A 17,822-nucleotide genomic window follows, 5' to 3' on the forward strand; every position below is an offset into this window, starting at 1 on the left:
ACTTGTCGGATTGCGCTTTAGGCTGTCTTCATGGCCGGCGCATTGGCGGTCCAGGTCTGCAGCCGGGCTTTCAACGCCACCAGCTCGATCGGCTTGGTCAGGAAGTCGTTCATGCCGGCGTGCAGGCAGGCGCGACGGTCTTCCTCATAGGCATTGGCCGTCAGGGCAATGATAGGCGTCCGTACGCCCAGGGCCCGGACTTCACGCGTCGTGCCCAGGCCATCGAGACCGGGCAGGCCCAGATCCATGAAGATCAGATCGAAACTGCGGCTCTTCAGGATATCGATGGCCTCTTCGCCAGACGCGGCGCGCTCCACCCGGCAGCCTTCACGGGCCAGCAGGATCTGAGCCAGCAAGGCATTGACCGGGTTGTCCTCGACCAGCAGCACCGACTTGTTGGGGGCCGATTCGACGACGATGCGTTCATCGTCATTATGGGCCCTGGCCGGAGCCGTACCCTGGTCGTGCAAGGCTTCCAGACGTTCGAACAACGAGGCACGCCGCAGGGGCTTGATGAGATAGCCTGCCCAGCCGAGATCGCGCCAGGTGGCGATTTCATCGCGCTGTTCCGGCGCCAGCAGGATCAGGCTGCGCGGTGACGGCGCCTTGACCGGTGCGCGCATGGCGGCACGATCGGCCAGGATGATGCCGTGCGAGTCGAAGCAGTCGTCGAGCGCGGGCATGTCGCGCAGACGGCAGTCGCGAGCAGCGAGGTGGGTGCCGGCGCCTTCGATCAGGATAGGATTGGCGCTGATCAGGGTGACGGCCTGGGGATGCTGGGGATATGGCTGGCGGGCGCGCAACCCATACGGGGCGCGGAATTCAACGGCAAAGGTCGAGCCCTTGCCCATTTCGCTGTCCAGGGTCAGGGTGCCTTCCATGACCTCGACCAGCTTCTTGACTACGACGAGGCCGAGACCGGCGCCGCCATAGCGCGTGGCATGGGTCGGGTGAACCTGGCCATATTCCTCGAAGATTCGCTCGCGGGCCTCGGGCGGGATGCCCGGTCCGGTGTCGCGCACCGAAAAGCGGATAAGGCTGTCGGCGGTCAGGCCGACATGGATCAATACGCCGCCGGTTGAGGTAAATTTGATGGCATTGCCGGCGAGATTGAACATGATCTGGCGCAGGCGGCCTTCGTCGGCGTGAATATGGTCGAGTTGCGGGTCGAGACTCCAGGCGATTTCGATGCCATTGGCCTGGGCGCGCGGCGACAACAGCTCGGCGACGCTTTGCAGCAGGGGTTCGAGATGGACTTCGCTGGTTTCAAGCTCGATCCGGCCGGCGTCGATGCGGGCATAGTCGAGCAGGTCGTTGACCAGGGTCAGCAGGTGTTCACCTGAATCGCGCGCGGTGGTGATGTAGGATTCCTGGTCCGGGCTTAGCGGAGTCTTTTGCAAAAGCCCCAGCATGCCCATCAGGCCGTTCAGCGGCGTGCGGATTTCATGGCTCATCAGCCGGAAGAAATCCTCGCGCGCCTTCAACCTCTCTTCAGGTGACGGGCTTTGGGCGTCGGGCCCATCCAGGTTCTCAGTGGCGGCGAAATTCGTCATATGCGCTTTCATGCGGAAATTCCGGATCCGTGACGCGACCCGGCATCTTCTGATGAACACGCAGACTAGGGCAGAAAGATTAAGTTACCTCAAAGACCCTGCTGGATAATGGCGATAATCAGCCGTCCACTGCAGCATTGGGCTCAAACAGTGCACCCTTGGCCTTGCCCTGATTGAAGGCGTCGCCGTGAACATAACGACGGGATGATGTCGAGCGGCGGGTGAAGTGAAGACCCAGCTTGCTGACCTCTTCATCCACCACAGAATGTTTTAGCGCCACAAGGTCAAAGCCGGTGCTCTTGTTAGCCGAGGTGTGGCGAGCTTCTTTCAACGCGGCCAGTTTGGTGATGATGCCGCTGGCCAGACCGATCTGGAAGGAATTGAACGCCATGCGACGATCGCCACGGCGCACGCGCGCATAGATAAGGCCATGGCGGAAGTGGTCACTTTCGGTTTCGAACATGATTTCGATCAGGTCGTGCAGAAAGCGTGCGGCCTCGACGTCGGCGCGCAAGCCGAAAAAGACATAACGCAAGGTCCCGTCATCGCCTTCTTCGGACCAGACGCGGCAGTCACAGAAGTCGGCCAGCGGCACGATGCAGGAATCGACCGGCGCGCGGCGTTTGCGGCCTGTCGCGATGCTCATGCCCTCGCAATCGGACTGGCGGACCGAAACCTCGTCGAGCGTAAGGTCGTGGCGCGCCAGCAATTCGGAGACCTTGGCGGCGGCGGCCATGGCCTCTTCCTCGGTACAGCCGCGATCGACCGTCTTGGCGCGCAAACCGCGAATGCGCTGGATCACGCTGTCGAGGTCTGCCGTCGCTGTGCTCTTGGCTGATGCTGGAGAGACCATGATGCGTTCGCTCCTCATGTGGAATGGCGGCGAGTCCGGATCGCGATTTCGAGCATGATTCGCTTCTTGCTGCCTGTCAAAACATGAAGTTCGTCACAAGTTCCTGGAGAGGGAGGATTTGCCCGGACGGCATGTGGTGAATAGTGGCTGCAGGCCATATGTTACTATGATAAAAAGGCAATTAAGTCATAGTATGACGTCGATTTAAAGTATTCGAGATGTTGTGATTGGTTTTTCAAATACAACAGGTAACGTATAAGATAAATTATCAGTGAGTTGATCGCTAGATGCAGCCACTTGTGGACCGTTGACATCTGCCTGTTTTGGTATAGTTCTACTATGAGTTCAGGGGCGTTTCACCAAAATATATATTCGCTTGTCCTGTTATAAATGACAGGGAAAGGGCGCGCACGTCACTATGGCGGTACAGGGCGACGAGCTGGTCATGATTGGCCGAGGGGTGTCGAACGGTGACGTGGTCAACCCGGTTGGCCGGCCCGCCTTGGCTAACGGCATACATCTGCGCTACGCCTTCAAACGCGACAAAGGTTTCCCCTGGTACGGCTATTACCTGTTTCGCCGCGCGCACGTTGTTTCCAAACCCATCTGTGTCTATCCCCCGTTACGGGGCGGTGGCGTAGGCCTCAGCACACAATGGTCCGGGCCGCACGGGACATTTTCCGCTTCCGGAGCCGGGCTGGTTCTGGGTGAAGCTTTCGCGCCGTCCGCCCAACCTGAATTCGACCTGCGCAACAGTCCCAGCCTGCGATTCACGCCACCGGCCGGAACGGTGGTGCGGGAGTTCCGCGTCACGCTCGGCATCTATGGAACCAAGGGCAACCCCGTTGACCCTTCGACCACAGAACCGGCGGGCTGCCTGGTCGCACCCTTTGTGGCTATCAGCCGTCTGATCCGCAACATCTTCCGGCCCTCTGTGAAGAAGGTGGGTCCAATTCGCGTCACCGCCTATCACGAGGGTGTCGCAATGGCCCAGCATGACATTTATGGGGTGGCGGGCGAAGTCGTGACGGCCACCCTGACCGGCGACGCCCTGGACGCTGTCGAGGTAAGCACAGGCGGGGCCGCCGTCGCCCTGATCGAGGTCTGCTACATTCCCGTGAGCGCGGATATGCGCCAGGGTTGGACGCCCTTGACGGATTTCACCTATCCCATGTGCCTTCCCAGCGCTCAGTCCGGTTATCCCTGCGCAAACCGTCCTGCGTCGCCGTCTCAAGCCTTTGCGCTGGCGCAAGGCCGGGTCCGCTACGGCCCGGTCAGCGATTGGGACGCGGCCCGCTTCGCCGACCTGACCGTGTATCTCGATGCCATGCTGAATAACGGCCCGGCAGGGGGTGCCATGGCCGGCCGTAACGGTACGGTTGCCGCCACGGGCGGCACGGCAGACGATCCTCAGATGCCAAGCCTGTATCCCCTGGATATGCTGCTTTTCGGTTCGCTTGAGCCGTCGGTGGCCCAGGTCCTGGGTCTCTATTGGGTCGACCAGACGGCCCAACCGGGCACAGCCTATGACTATATCGTTCTCGCCGACCACGATAACAGTTTCCAGGGTTCGGCACAGGCGGCTCTGACGAGTCTCGTGGCCGGTACTCTGTCGATCGACGTCGACGCATGGATCACCTATAACCAACGGCTTGGTCAGGCGCCCGTTCTGGCCGCCCCTGCCGATCTGCGCGGCTATGCCTTGCCCGGCGGCACGGTCGCCAGCACCGAAACGGTCGCTCCGTCAGGCACCAATACAGCGGGCCTGACCTGGGCCTTGCCGGAAACGAATGATGGTGGCCTGTTGCCCGACAGCGCCATCTATTATCACCTCTGGCGCAACGGCCCGTTGGCGACCGCGCCCTCGTCAGCGCCAGCGGCCGGTTCGCTGATCACCGCTGACACGCCCGTCCTGGTCGCTGATTCCGAGATACCCGCCGGCGCGCAAATACAGTTCGCCGCGGATTGGCCGCCGTTTCGCCTGCACGCCTATGATCGCCATCTGCCAGACGGCTGGTACAGTTATCGTGTCGCCGGCGTGGATATCTTTGGCCAGTATACGCCTCTCAGTTCCCCAGCCCGGTGGTATCAATGGCAGCCACTGCCGGAACCCCGGCCGTGGTACTACAACGGGGCCGCGCCCGGTTCCGATTCCGTGGTCAATTCCCTGGCCGTCTGTCTGCGCGATACCACACCGCCGCCATCGCCACCCGGTGTCGAGGCGTGGGCGCTCGACCCGGAAGACCCGCTGTTGATCCAGGACAGTGCCTTCAGCGCCTGGATGGCCGGCAACTGGTGGAATCAGGTCGCGCCCCAGGCGACACGCATCGGCGTGCGGGTGCGCTGGCGGTGGACGGCCGTACAGCAGTTGCAGGCTCCGGACACGGCCGAGTTCCGGCTCTATTTCCATCCGGGCAGCACCCTGCCTGCGCCGGACGGGCGCGACCCGCTGAATTGGGAAGCGCGCATTTTCACCGTCCCTTATGCAAACCATGCCAGCCATGACGCGCAGACAGGCGAGCGCATCTATGATGTTCTTCTGCCGCTGACCGGGAACGCCCCCTTCGGGGGACTTCCGCTCGCGCCGGGCAACGCGTCTCCCGTCGTGTACGGCCATATCGGCGTCAGCGCATCGGACGACAAGGCCACGACATCCGACCATATTCGCTGGCAGACATCCGCTCCCTGGCAGGTCAGCGCATTAGGCGGCCGGACCGGCAACGAAGGCAGGCTGGGCGTCCCGGCCAAGATCTATCGTGTCCTGCGCGCGCCGCCCCCGGCGCCGATCCTGGCCGACACGCGCGACAAGGCGTGGGCGTCGCGCGCCGACTATCACGGCCATTCCTCTTTCACCTTCCGCTGGCCCAAACCGCCGGTCGATGCCGGTCTCATCGACGTGCACATCCTGTCCGCCATGGATGAGACCCTGTTCGCGTTCGATTTCGCCCAGCGTCCGCGCCAGGCGTTTAACATGGCGCTGCTGGCCGCTTTTCCGGCCGGCTGGGACGCTGCGGCGATCAAGAGCGAACTTGACGGTCTCAACAGTCCCCTGCTGACCACGCTGGACGCAGCCCTGCCGCTTTACAAAGGTTTGAGCGACCGATCCTTGCGCGTGCTGGCCTCGCTGCCGACAGAAGCGGGCGGGAAGCCCGGTAATGACGGCGCCTTCCGGCAGCTGACCTATGCGCCCCTCAAGCACACGGAAGCCGCCCAGGCCGACCGCACCGGGCCGGATGACGAAGTCCCCTATACGCCTGTTTCCAGCCTATGCGCCTTCACGGCGCAGCTGGACGGCCGCGCCCGCAATCGCTATTTTTTCCGCGCGGCCTATGTCAACGGCGCGCACAATCCGGGACAGCTGGGCCCTTCGTCTCCGCCGGTTTATCTGCACAAGGTCGAGCCGCCGCGCACGCCGGTCGTCACCAAGGTGCTGGGCGGCGACCGCCAGATTATCCTGACCTTCGCCAGCAATCGTGAGGACGACCTCGCGGAATATCGTATCTACCGCGCCGACAGCGAACGCCAGGCCAGCGATCTGCGCCTGATGACCCTGGTGGCCACGGTGCCGGAAAGCGCGGCGCCGCCGGCGCGGCCCGGAGCTGTGGTGTTTACCGATCCCGTCCCCGCCGGTCCGACCTTCAGCTATTGCGTGGCGGCGGTTGATACCAGCGGCAATGTCTCGCCACCCAGCCCGGCGATCAGTGCCCGGGCGGTCGATACAGTTCCACCCGCCTCACCCTTGTGGGTCAGCGCCGCATGGGTCATGTACGACCCCGGCACGCAAACAAGCCTGCCATGGCCATCGCCCGCCATTGTTCCCGCCCCCTATATCGCGGCCGTGCGGCTGGAACTGACGTCATCGGCGGACCTGTGCCGTATCGTCCGGCGTCCGGACGGTCAGCGCCCCTGGATCTCCGTGACCGAGACGGCGCCTGTCAACGGCCAGGTTGTGGCCTATGTGACCGATGTGCTGACAAGCGAGCGGATGAGCTACCGGGCCCTGGCCGTCAATGCGCTGGGTGTCCGTTCGACCTGGTCGTCGTCAATCGCTGTCGAAGCAATATAGGGAGGGATCATGCCGCTGTATCACAATGCTTCGCCGGCTGGTCCACCCGGCTCTTTCGATGTCGTCATCTATCTCGATATCGTTGCCGACAGCGATTGCAACATCAACAATGTCGAGGAAAATATTCTGGCGGAACTGGCGACGCCATGGATGGGTATCGCCCAGGCCCATAACTGGAATTTGACCATCGCACTCAAATCCAACCTCACCCCAAACCCTGCTGTCATCTGGACTCCGGGTACAATACCGGCGGGGCTGAACTTCGTATCCGTCAATGCACCGCCGGGCGGCGTCACCTTTTTTCGCCTTGTCGTAGGTCGCGGTGCAAATGCAGCTGCCGTCACGCGCAGCGGACGCGTGTCCTACGCCGACTACAACACAGGCCAAGGCTATGTCTACGAATTGATCAACTTTCCTCCGACGTGCGTGCCAGACATCACACATGAGCTGGGTCATATTCTGGGGCTGTCGGAAAGGTATTATAACGCCGTCTATTATTTGAACAATGTCGGGATCAACCGATCGCCCGTGCAAATCAATCAGGGCGAGTTTGTCGTTCCTCCGGGCACGCCGAACGGCGTCGATTTCCGCAACGGAGTGCCCAACACGGGTCAATTAATGCCACGGCTGGCCGAGCGCGTCTCATTGCCGATGAGCATGGTCATGATCCCGGGCGAGACCGCTTTCAGCGGGATAAATCCGACAGGTTACGATCCCTACAACAATCTGATGAGCAATGGATCGCCCACGCTGTCGGCGTTTCAGGCGAACATGATCGTCACCCTTTGCCCGGAAAACAGCTACCGGCAGGAGAATTGGGTGGCTGTCTTGGGGGATTGGCGGCGTGGCGGCGCTCCGCCGTCGCAACCTCCCTACAGAGGCCCTCCTGGAAATGGCTGCCGGAATTTTCGAAACGACTATCCGGCGACAACGCCGACAACCACGTACAAGTGGATATATCCTGCCTGGGAAGCAAGCGCCCAGGATGGCGGACAAGGCCTGATGTTCGCGCCCATCACGTCTAACGGCACGCCCATGGCAAGCGAACGTTATGCCTGCCTGAGTGCCTCCCGGCGCGGCAGGTGGCCAAATGGTGATGTCGTGACGCCCGAATATATAAGGGAGGCCAAAGGAAAAACGCGTGATTTCAAGTTAGTCCCTGCCCTGGTCAACCTGATCAGCAACCAGTCGATCCATCCGAACTGGTTCTGCTATTCGAGGCGGTTGCTCAATGACGTGGTGAATCTGTGATGAGCAAGCTTTCGGTGACAGCGATATGATGGAAAGCACTGTCCAGCTATTTAGTAGGCTCAGCGCGGACTTTGCGCCGCAGATGACGGCCTTGTCCGGCGTAAATGATGCCCTGAGCGACATGTTGGGCCAGGCATTTGACGGCGCGCAGTGTGTCGATGTCTTCGTCGATACCGTAACCGACGCCGTGCTTGTCGAGATAACGCTGACTTGTGATCCCCTGCCATTTTCGCTTCCGGGGCTAGGTGGCATGAGTCTGTCGATCGGTCAGGCGGATGCGCTCGAACTGGAGATGGCCATTACGTTGGACGGAACGGGCGCCAAGTGCCTGCTGTTCGACGCCCCAATCTATGTCCGTTGCCTGGAGTCGGATCGTCTTGTCCCCGTCATCCAGGTCGACGGCAAATGGCAGCCGGACCTCGATGGCAACGGTCAGCCAAGGCCCTTCGGCGTGGTGTTTAACGGCGTCAGCCTGAGCTTTGATTCCAACGGTGGTTTTGAAGCCACGACCGATATCAAGATCGACGTGCCGCCGGTGCGAATCGGCGATACCGGCCTCGTCATCGCCATGAAGGGGCTCAATCCGTGCCTGTCCGACAATGCGGTCCTGCCGTCCGGCGTCCCTGCCGGCAGCCGGGGTTTCGCCATGGACAGCCTCGAGGTCTGGCTTCCCGACAGCCTGCAGGGCAGCTTCGCGCCGGGCGAGATCATCGCCAGCGACCTGTTTCTGGGAACGGGTGGCTTTACCGGCAAGCTGTCCGGCGTATGGACCTCGGGCAAGCCGATTGTTTTCGGCGGTATGGAATGCACGCTGAGATCCCTGCTGTTCGAATTCAAGCAGAATGCCCTGGTCGCCTCGCGGCTCGAATGCGAAATGGTGGTGCCGTTTTTCGACCAGCCGGCGGATGTCGAGATCGCCCTGTCGGACAATGGCGACTTCACTGTGGGCTTAAGTGCGACGAACGGCCTGGTGACCCTGGCCGTGGCCGGCGTGCTGGACATCGAACTGGACAGTCTTCAGTTCGATGTCACCGACGGCAAATTGACAACGACGCTCAGCGGCCTGTTGACGCCGACCTTCGGCGGCCTGACCTGGCCGGCCTTCGACGTCAAGGCGCTGGAAATCGACTCGGAGGGCCATGTCAGGCTTTCCGGCGGGTGGATCGACCTGCCCAAGCAATACAGTCTCGACTTCCACGGCTTCAAGATTGAGATTACCAAGTTCGGCTATGGCCGCAACGACGATGGCACCAAGTGGGTCGGGTTTTCCGGCGGGGTCGAGCTGGTCAAGGGCCTGCCGGCCGGGGCCTCGGTCGAAGGGCTGCGCATCACCGCGGACGAGGATTGGAGCAACCCACGCTTCAGCCTCAATGGCGTCGGTATCGAACTGGCCATTCCCGGCGTGCTGCAGTTCAAGGGTGATGTCGCGTTCAGCGAACTCGATGCGCTGGATGACTTCAACCAGCCCATCAAGGTCCGGCGCTTCGACGGCGACATAACCCTGAACCTGGAAGCCATCGACCTGACCATCGACGGAACCGTCGTTGCGGGATCGACGCCGACCTATAATTTCTTTGCCCTGTACGTCAATGCCGAGCTGCCGACAGGCTTTCCTGTAGGCCCTTCGGGTGTCGCCATCTACGGTTTGGCGGGGCTGCTGGCCCTGCACATGGGGCCTGACAAGCTGCCTGACGAAAAGTGGTACGGTTTCGGCACCGCGGACGGATGGTACGACAAGGCGCCTGTTGGTATTGAAAACCTGAAAGAGAAGTGGACCAACGTCAAGAACAGCCGTGCGTTCGGCGCAGGCGTAACGCTGGGCACCCTGTCCGACAACGGCTACACCTTCAACGGTCGCGTCCTGTTGGCGGTTATCCTTCCGGGCCCCGTTGTCATGCTGCAAGGCATGGCCAATGTGCTCAAGGACCGTTCCAAGCTCGGCGACGAGGCCATGTTCCGCAGCATCGCCGTTTTCGATAAGCCGGCGGGCTCAATCCTGTTCGGGGTCGATGCGGAATATCAGTACGACGAGGCGACAGGCAAGCTGATCAAGCTGCACGGCAGCATGGAGGCCTATTACAATTACCAGGCCCAGGCGGATTGGCATCTGTGGCTGGGCAAGGATACGCCGCGTCAGGATCGCATCCAGGCCCGCCTGTTCAATCTGTTCGATGCCAATGCCTATTTCATGCTCGATCCCCACAAACTGGCCATGGGATCGTGGATTGGCTATGACAAGAGCTGGAACTTCGGTCCCCTGAGCGTCAAGCTCGAAGCGTGGATGGAGAATAACGCCGTCGTCAGCTTCAAGCCGCTGCATTTGCATGGCGATCTTTGGGTACATGGCGCCGTCGAGCTGCGCGCTTTCAGGTTCGGCGCCGGCCTGAGCGTCGATGCGCGCATCGAAGCCGACATCTTCCGACCTTTCCACCTGCTGGGCGATTTCCGTGTTGGCATCAGGCTGCCCAAGCCCTTCAAAAGCATCAGTGCCGATGTGCGTCTGGAATGGGGTCCGCAACCCGCCGAACCGCCGACCCCGATCATTATTCGCGACGTCGGCATTGAACACCTTAAGTCGAGCGTCAAATGGCCCTTGCCGGAAGGCGACCTGCTGGTCCCGAAATATGAGGATAACGCGACCGGCAATCTGTTGACCGCTCCGACGGGTTCGCAAGCCCCCAATCCCAATGTCGCCATACCCCTGGTCCCGATGGACTGCCGTCCGTCGATCGGCTTCGCGCGCAATGTCTGGGACCGGGCGCTGACCGGCACGCTGCCGCAGCCCGCCGCGCCACCGTGGGAGCGTATCGGCGACCCCGAGCACAATCAGGGCCCGGCCCAGGTGCAGTACAGTCTCGATGCCATGCATCTGCAAAAGTACGACGGCGCCACATGGGTGACCGTAGCCTCGACGGCGGGAACAGTCGCACCGGACAGCAAGCTGTTCGGCACCTGGCAGATAACGGACGCCGGCGGGCACCCAGCGCAGAACAAGTTGATGCTGTGGTCGAAATCCGGCTACGACCTGTATCGCAACACCGGCATAGGCGCCGTCGCGCAACTGGCTGACGCCTTTGGCAGCTTTCCATGCGTCACGCCTCCGGGTCCGGTGGAGATGTGCCTGGATTTTGACGACCTCGGCGCCCTTGGCCAATACCCAGCGACCTTCCATCATCCCGAAAACAGCGGCGTCGCCATCGGACTTACCGGAGCTGCCCGCCTCAATGAAAAACAGCAGCCGGTCTTTCCCAACCTGTCCGGCCTGTTCTACATCCAACCTGCGCCCGCCTCTGTCAGCACTGTGTCGCAGATACTCTGTCCCGCGCCGGCATCAGGCGTGTGGATCGCCTTTGCCCAGGCCGCCAGCAATGTCCGCATTACCGCCGTCGTCCAGGGATCGGGGACGGTTGAGGCCTGGGTACGCGACAGCGGCAATGTCCTCTATGGCCCCTATGCCGCCATAAATGCCGTCATCAGTGTACCCGTGACCGGCGTTCGCCTGGTTACCCTCGTCAGCACCGTCGCCGGCGAGTCGGTTTGCCTGGCGAAACTATGTGCCGTCCTGGCGCCGGCCCAGTCGGTGCTCGATACCTATGCCGATATGGCGGCGCACAATAACCTGGCCAATGTGCATTGGAGCGGCAAGGGCAATGTCCTCGAACCGAATACCGTTTACCGCCTGAACATCGTGACCTCGGCCAACATGGTCGCCAGCGACGGGTCGTTCAACCATCTCCATCAACCGTCGCAGTACGCCCATTTCCAAACCAGCGGCCCGCCAGGTATCAGCAGCCTGTCCGTGCCGATCGGTGGCGACGCCGCCAATTTCGATAGCGGACTGGATGATCTTGCACGTTATGTCAGCCAGACCGTACCGCCGACTGTACCGGCGGAAGGTCAGCCACCATTGTCGCCGCGCCCGGTCTATTGCGGTTACGACGTCAATGTCGAATTCAACGAAGACTATGTCAGCCAGATGTACCGTATGGCCGGCCGCGACCTGGTCCTGTTGCTTTATGATCCGAGCAACCAGCCCGTTCGCGACCTGCGCGGTGCGCTGGCTGTTTCGGATCGTGGCTGGGGCACGACGGCACAGGCATCGTTGTCGGCTACGGATCAGGCCTGGCTGGGCGCCATGGGAACCAGCCCGTGCGTCACGCCCGTTGATACCGCCACCATCCCGCCCGATGAAACCCTCAGCGCGGCCTATGCGGAACTGGCGCCGGATACGCGTTATGAAGCCCGTCTTGTGCCCTCGCTGTTGCACGAGGCGTTCGGCACCTATAGCGCGGGCACTGCGGCCTATGGGCCCGCCGGCCATGTCGGCCGCTGGCAGGTCCATGACCTGAGCACAGGAAACGGGTCGTGGTGGCAGGTGGAAACCGTGCCGAATGGCAACGGCGGACAGCGGATAACCCAGAAAAATGCTATCGGACCAGCAAGCCTGACCGGTTCGTCTGCTGTCTCTGGTGGCACATTGCTGGTGTTGGGCCAGGACATGTCCCTGCCGGCGGCGGAGGTATCTCAACCGGTCAATTGGAGCGACGTTCGGGTCAGCCTCTGGCTGCGAACAGGCGCCGCCCCTGTGGCAGGTGTTGCTTTCCGCTACGACGGCAACCGCTATTACCTGTTCACCCTGGATGGCGCGACGCGCAACCTGATGCGCGTTGACGGCACCGTCATCACGCCGCTGGCGTCGGATATGGTGGCGCATACGCCCAATCAGGACTACCATGTGGTCATCGAAGCTCTTGGGACGTCAATCCGGGTCTATGTCGATGATGTGCGTATTTTCGACGTCAGCGATGGCACAGCCCCGGCCCTGGTATCCGGCAGTATCGCCCTGCTGACCAGCGGTGGTGCCGGCGCGGCCTTCAGCGATATCCAGGCCCACGATTTCAGCCCGTCGGCGCGACCGGTCTACAGCTTCAATTTCGTGACATCGCCCTATCTCAACTTCCACCATCATCTGCACAGTTTCAATGACGGCTGCTGGTTGGGCTCAAGCCTGTCCCCGCCGGGCCTTGGCCAGGCGGCGTTCGATGCTGCGGCGAATAAGAGCGTCAGCAATATAACCGCGCCGGTTAGTGACGCCGAAGCCCTGGCATTCGAGCAGGTGGTGCACGACGTGCTGGGTGCTCAGTCTGATCAGTGTGCCGCCCGGGTCGAAATCCATCGCATCGAGCGCGCGGGCGCGACCGTCGGTCTGCTGGTGCGCGGGCCGCAACCGTTTGGGTTTGGCAGGGCAAGCCTGGACGTCCTGATGTCGACCACGGCGACACCCCGATCGGTCTTTCCGTTAGCAGCCAAGATAGAAGCCGCGAGCGTTGGAGCGGCGACGCCGGTGGCGGAAACCGTTACCGTACTGTGCCGTGAGGCCACAGATCTGACCGGCTGGCGCATTGAGCAGCGACCGGTCACGGCCAATGATCTCGATGACGTGGTTTCGGTGTGGCAGGCCATTTTCACCTTCCCGCCAGGCGGCGTGACGCCGGCCGGGCACCAGGCGCTTGTGTATAGCTGCAGTCCGGATGATGCGCCGGTAACACCGCCGAAGACCGAGGCCTTTTTCCGCGCGATATCCGGACAGCCAGGCACGCTCGCGCTTGTGGGTACCGCGGCAGACCTGAGGCTTGTGAATGCAGTAGGGGAGGTCATCCATGCCCGACGCTTCCTGGTCGACAGCAGTTATGGTCCGCTCACTGGCTGCAAGGTCCTGCGCAAGGCCGACGAAACGGCCTTCATCATTCTGCGCGGCACATCGTTCACGTCCGGCAGTTATCGGCTGCAGATGACCTATGCGCGGGATGCCTCAGGCGTTTTGCCAGGCAGTCCTGTCCTGAGTGAAGCCGGAGATGTCTCGACGGAAACGGTGAGCCTGGATTTTGCCTGGACGCCATTTGGTTAATCGGGGCCCCGGGGTCTTGTCTACTTCGCCGCCAAAGCCGGGTGCATCGGCGTCTCGTCCTGCATCGGGCCGCGGCGACGATACACCAGGGCTTCGGCGACGTGGCGGCGCTGGATAAGGATGTTCCCAACCCGGAGTTTACTTCAATGGCCCAGGTTGGCGAGATGTTCCTGATTCGGATTCCTCCTGTTCCAACAACATCTTGTCAACCGGGAACATCTACCCACAACATATTGAGCCTTTGGTAAGATTCGCGTAAAGAGTGAGTTGCGGTGATTCCATCATCGCGAGTCCGTCCCTTCGGCGGGTTGTTGTTGGAGTTTACGATGAGCGTTGCTGTTTTTCCGGTCGATGTGCATATCCCCAAAGATTCCGTTCTCGACAAGATCGAGGAGAAATACAAAAATTTGGATACTAAAATCCAATGCGGCATGTGCGGCGCGTGGCATAAGACCGGCTGCCTTGTTCAGTTTCGTCGAACGGCCGATTCGCCTATCGAACATGCTGTCATGGGTCACGTGTGCGGACACCGCGAGTTTGGGCAGATCTGGACAGACATCGACACAAGCTACGACGTCGCTTTACGCATCGACGAGAACCGCTCAGAACTGGAAAAACGCTTGGCTGAGTTCCCTGGCGTTGAAGGAAAGTTGCAATCTCTCTTGCCCGGCCTAAAGGAGAGGCGAGCTATTCGCTCGACCTTAGTGGCATATGGCGGCGCGTTTGTGGAACGTTGTGCACATGCCTTCAAAACAGGACAGGATAAAGTTGTCGTGCGGGATAAGACGGGGAACAAAGTGCCTTACCAGCTTAAGGGCGAGCTTTTCTTCCAACAGGATTTTGCCGTGTTAAGGGCAGAAGCGATTCTAGCCCGGATAACAGATGTTAGGGCGGCAGCGGTGAATGCGGCGATTCGTCCGGGGGACATGCGCAGAAAAATGACCCAATTGACGGATGCGCTTGGACGCTTAAGAAACATCGATTGGGAAGCCGAAGACGGTATTGCTGCCCTGAATCCAAGAAATATGCGGGTGGCATTGGCCCATTTTCATCACGACATGTTTGGTCAAACGTTACGGGTCTTTGAAAACGTCTTGGAGTTGAGGCGTCATTCCGACGAAAAATGGTTGAAGTACAAGGACCTTTCGACCTACACCCCCGAATTGGCGGGTTTCGATGACAGGTTATTGCCGAATTAACAACGCACTTGCCGACTTCCGCTACCGATAATCTGTACGGTACCGCTATAACATAGTGCCTGCGTCGCCTCGAAATGCGCCGCGCTACTTCGCAGCCAGGGCCTGGTGCATTGGCGTCTCATCCTGCATCGGACCGCGGCGGCGATAGACCAAGGCTTCGGCGACATGGCGGCGCTGGATAGCGCCCGACTGTTCCAGGTCGGCATGGTGCGCGCCAGGCGTAGGGTCCGCGTCCAGCCGCGCGCCGACAGATTGGATTGCTGGGCGGCCTGGGTCAGCAAGGCCTTGGCCGATGGGTCAAGCGCACAAATCTCTTCCAGGCCGGCACCATGCGCCGTGGCGTTAAGCGCATTGCCGGGCGACAGATCGAGGCGTTCAGCACGTTCGTTTTGGAGATTACGGGCGGTTTCGACTCTGGCGCGGACCTCCTTGGAGCCCTCGGCGGGTGGCGGCAGCGCCATGTCCATGGCCGTGACCGGCGGCACGTCGATCTGCAGGTCGATTCGGTCGATCAATGGACCAGAGACGCGGCCCTGATAGTCCTTCATACAGCGCGGGGCCTTGCCGCAAGCGCCCCTGCCCGCACCACCGTAGCCGCATTTGCACGGATTCATCGCCGTGACCAATTGCACGCGTGCGGGATATTTTATGTGGTGGTTGGCGCGGGCGACGACGATCTCGTTGGTTTCGAGCGGCTGACGCAGCGAATCCAGCGCCTGGGGCGAAAATTCCGGAATTATGTAGCACAGTGCCCCAAATTCTCGATGCTATTCCGGCCCTGATTTTGTAGCCTTACCTCAATAGATCAAGAGGTAAACCATGGAACGCCCTAACACGGTCGCTGGTCTAATGGCCAAGCGGGACGAACTTCACCGGCTCCGTAAAGAGCATGAGAAGGAGGTCCACAAACTCACTTGCGACATCGACCACCTAGACGGCGCAATTGCTTTATTCGACCCTGAGAACACGCCAAGGGCCATCACGCGCTATGTGACGAAGCACAGGGCAAAGAAGGGCAGTGTTACGCCTTTCGTCCTGAGTGCGCTCAGAGAGGCCACAGGGCCGCTACGTCGCAAGAGATCACCAAGGCTTGGGTAGCGGCACGGAAGCTGCGAACAGACGACGCGACGTATGTCATCATACGGAAGCGCATAGGGGCTTGCCTGACCAAGCTAAAGAACCAAGGCGTTGTCACAGGCATGGCTGGGGATGGCGATTTCAAGGGATGGGTGATAGCCTCCTAATCGGATATGGGCTTGTATGGGGGTAGCTATGATTACCGAAGTGATTTGTGGGTTCTTATTTGTCATATCATCCGGTTTACTTTTTAACGAGAGATACCGAGCAAACAAGGTCTTGGTTGTTATAACAGCAATAATCGCTATCATTTCGACATATTTTCTTACCAAGCAAATTGCTATTGATGTTGTTAAACAGTCTATGGCTGAGGCTTCAGAAACGCCGAAAGAGAAACCGATGTCTGATGGTTCAATAACACCGAAAGAGAAACCGCTGACTGAGAACCAGAAAGCTGTTAATGAACTTATCAGAAGATCTCAACAGAATAGATAGGGATCACATACTCTATTATTCGAATACCTTTTATTCGAGAGGTGGCTAAAATTTTACTGAAACGCATATGGACTTGGATAGTCAATCTGTTCGGGGATGACGATGACGACGATGTTGGCGGCGATACCGCTACGCGGATGTTGTATCGTAAACGTAAGTGAGACTGACTCAGTTTCAGTAATGATAGCGTTAACATTGCTTGATATAAAGATTGGTTTATATGCAGATGTCTTTATATCTGCGTAATTTATGAATTATTAACCAACTATTTCTCGGAATATATTGAGATTATACTTATTCACGCTTGAAACATAACGCCGTTCGCATCATAGTCCCAAAGGCCAGAATCAAAAAGAGGCCGAAGGGGTACCAGCCCAACGACCTCAAAGTAGATGATGGCGGTTTAACCCGTCTATGGGGCTTGGGAGCGCGCATCAGCAATTGACGGCACAATGTGTCCGTTCGATTCGGTTGTCAACCTCGCAGACGGTTTGTTTTTGAACGCAACCGACTAACGAGGTTTTCATGCAGTACTCTCTAAAAGTTTTTGAAACAGAAGATCACTTCCAATTCCGAACCATCATCCGTGATGGCGAACCCTGGTTCGTCCTGGCAGATGTATGCCGTGCTTTGGAAATCGCCAACTCTCGCGATGCCGCCAGCAGGCTTGATGAGGATGAAAAGGATGTCGCTAATACCGACACCCTTGGCGGAACGCAACGAGTTGCGATTATAAACGAGTCCGGTCTCTATAGCTTGATCCTAACAAGTCGCAAGGAGAGCGCTAAGCGTTTTAAGCGATGGGTGACCTCGGAAGTGTTACCAACGATACGGAAGACGGGGGGTTATGGCGGCCGCGTGCCCGCCTTCATCAAGCGCTTTAACGCCAACTGGGATCGCGTGGACAACGGGTACTTCTCCGTCATCAACGAACTCGTCATCCGCCTTTGGGGTCGCCTTGAACAAGCTGGCCATGTCATGGCCGACAAAACAATCAACGGAACGGAACTTAGGCCAGATGTCAGTGTCGGGCGTGGGTTTTCGGACTGGTTAAAGAAGAACCACCCGACTGTCTGCAACACCTTCAGTTACTATATTCATTCCACGCCGCAGTGTGACGTGGACGCGAGGCAGTATCCCAGGACCATGTTGCCACTGTTCCTTGAGTATGTGGATGATGTTTGGATTCCTGAACAGGCCGAAAACTACTTTAACTCCCGCGATCCGGCAGCCCTGCCTTACCTCCAGAAGCTATTGCCATCGCCGGATAAACCTAAGCCGGGGATGATGAAACAGCGGACGATGAAGCGCCTCAGCGGTCGTTAAACGTCACCTACTGGCAGCGCTGCCTTTAAGCGGCGTTGCGCTGTCAGTACCCCTTCCATTGACGCGACACCGGATGTCGATACCGGGGATCGGG

8 protein-coding genes and 1 pseudogene are annotated in these 17,822 nt (G+C 59.7%); 6 read left to right on the forward strand and 3 right to left on the reverse strand.

The genetic code is table 11. From position 1 onward, the window contains the following. Positions 1-17 precede the first annotated feature (17 nt). Both AC1DXO_RS05165 and AC1DXO_RS05170 read right to left on the reverse strand, forming a co-directional pair. The gene (locus AC1DXO_RS05165) at positions 18-1,565 is read right to left on the reverse strand and encodes a response regulator (protein ID WP_476977027.1); all 1,548 of its coding nucleotides are present in this window, start codon (positions 1,563-1,565) and stop codon (positions 18-20) included. A 106-nt stretch (positions 1,566-1,671) separates the two neighbouring features. Further along, a complete protein-coding gene (locus tag AC1DXO_RS05170) occupies positions 1,672-2,406 on the reverse strand; it encodes a DUF7168 domain-containing protein (protein ID WP_476977028.1) in 735 nt (244 codons plus the stop codon). A 418-nt stretch (positions 2,407-2,824) separates the two neighbouring features. Here AC1DXO_RS05170 and AC1DXO_RS05175 point away from each other — a divergent pair, with 418 nt between their 5' ends. The 4 genes from AC1DXO_RS05175 (at position 2,825) to AC1DXO_RS05190 (ending at position 14,830) form a co-directional block, all read left to right on the forward strand. After that, positions 2,825-6,472: a hypothetical protein gene (locus tag AC1DXO_RS05175; RefSeq protein ID WP_476977029.1), complete on the forward strand. Its 3,648-nt coding sequence runs from the start codon at positions 2,825-2,827 to the stop codon at positions 6,470-6,472. Between the two features lie 9 nt (positions 6,473-6,481). Next, positions 6,482-7,723: a hypothetical protein gene (locus tag AC1DXO_RS05180; RefSeq protein ID WP_476977030.1), complete on the forward strand. Its 1,242-nt coding sequence runs from the start codon at positions 6,482-6,484 to the stop codon at positions 7,721-7,723. 25 nt (positions 7,724-7,748) lie between these two features. Continuing rightward, the gene (locus AC1DXO_RS05185) at positions 7,749-13,631 is read left to right on the forward strand and encodes a DUF6603 domain-containing protein (protein WP_476977031.1); all 5,883 of its coding nucleotides are present in this window, start codon (positions 7,749-7,751) and stop codon (positions 13,629-13,631) included. A 326-nt stretch (positions 13,632-13,957) separates the two neighbouring features. Further along, on the forward strand, positions 13,958-14,830 hold the full coding sequence (locus AC1DXO_RS05190; protein ID WP_476977032.1) for a hypothetical protein: 873 nt from the start codon (positions 13,958-13,960) through the stop codon (positions 14,828-14,830). 84 nt (positions 14,831-14,914) lie between these two features. Here the strand turns inward: AC1DXO_RS05190 and AC1DXO_RS05195 are convergent. Then, a pseudogene (locus tag AC1DXO_RS05195) lies at positions 14,915-15,567 on the reverse strand (ATP-binding protein); the annotation flags it as partial. Between the two features lie 535 nt (positions 15,568-16,102). On the opposite strand from AC1DXO_RS05195, the gene AC1DXO_RS05200 reads away from it, so the two are divergent. Both AC1DXO_RS05200 and AC1DXO_RS05205 read left to right on the forward strand, forming a co-directional pair. Then, on the forward strand, positions 16,103-16,402 hold the full coding sequence (locus AC1DXO_RS05200) for a hypothetical protein (protein ID WP_476977033.1): 300 nt from the start codon (positions 16,103-16,105) through the stop codon (positions 16,400-16,402). A gap of 525 nt (positions 16,403-16,927) precedes the next feature. After that, positions 16,928-17,728, forward strand: coding sequence for a BRO-N domain-containing protein (locus tag AC1DXO_RS05205; protein ID WP_476977034.1), 801 nt, complete (start codon positions 16,928-16,930; stop codon positions 17,726-17,728). Positions 17,729-17,822 lie beyond the last annotated feature (94 nt).

The organism is Asticcacaulis sp. P2_C5 (assembly GCF_056404555.1).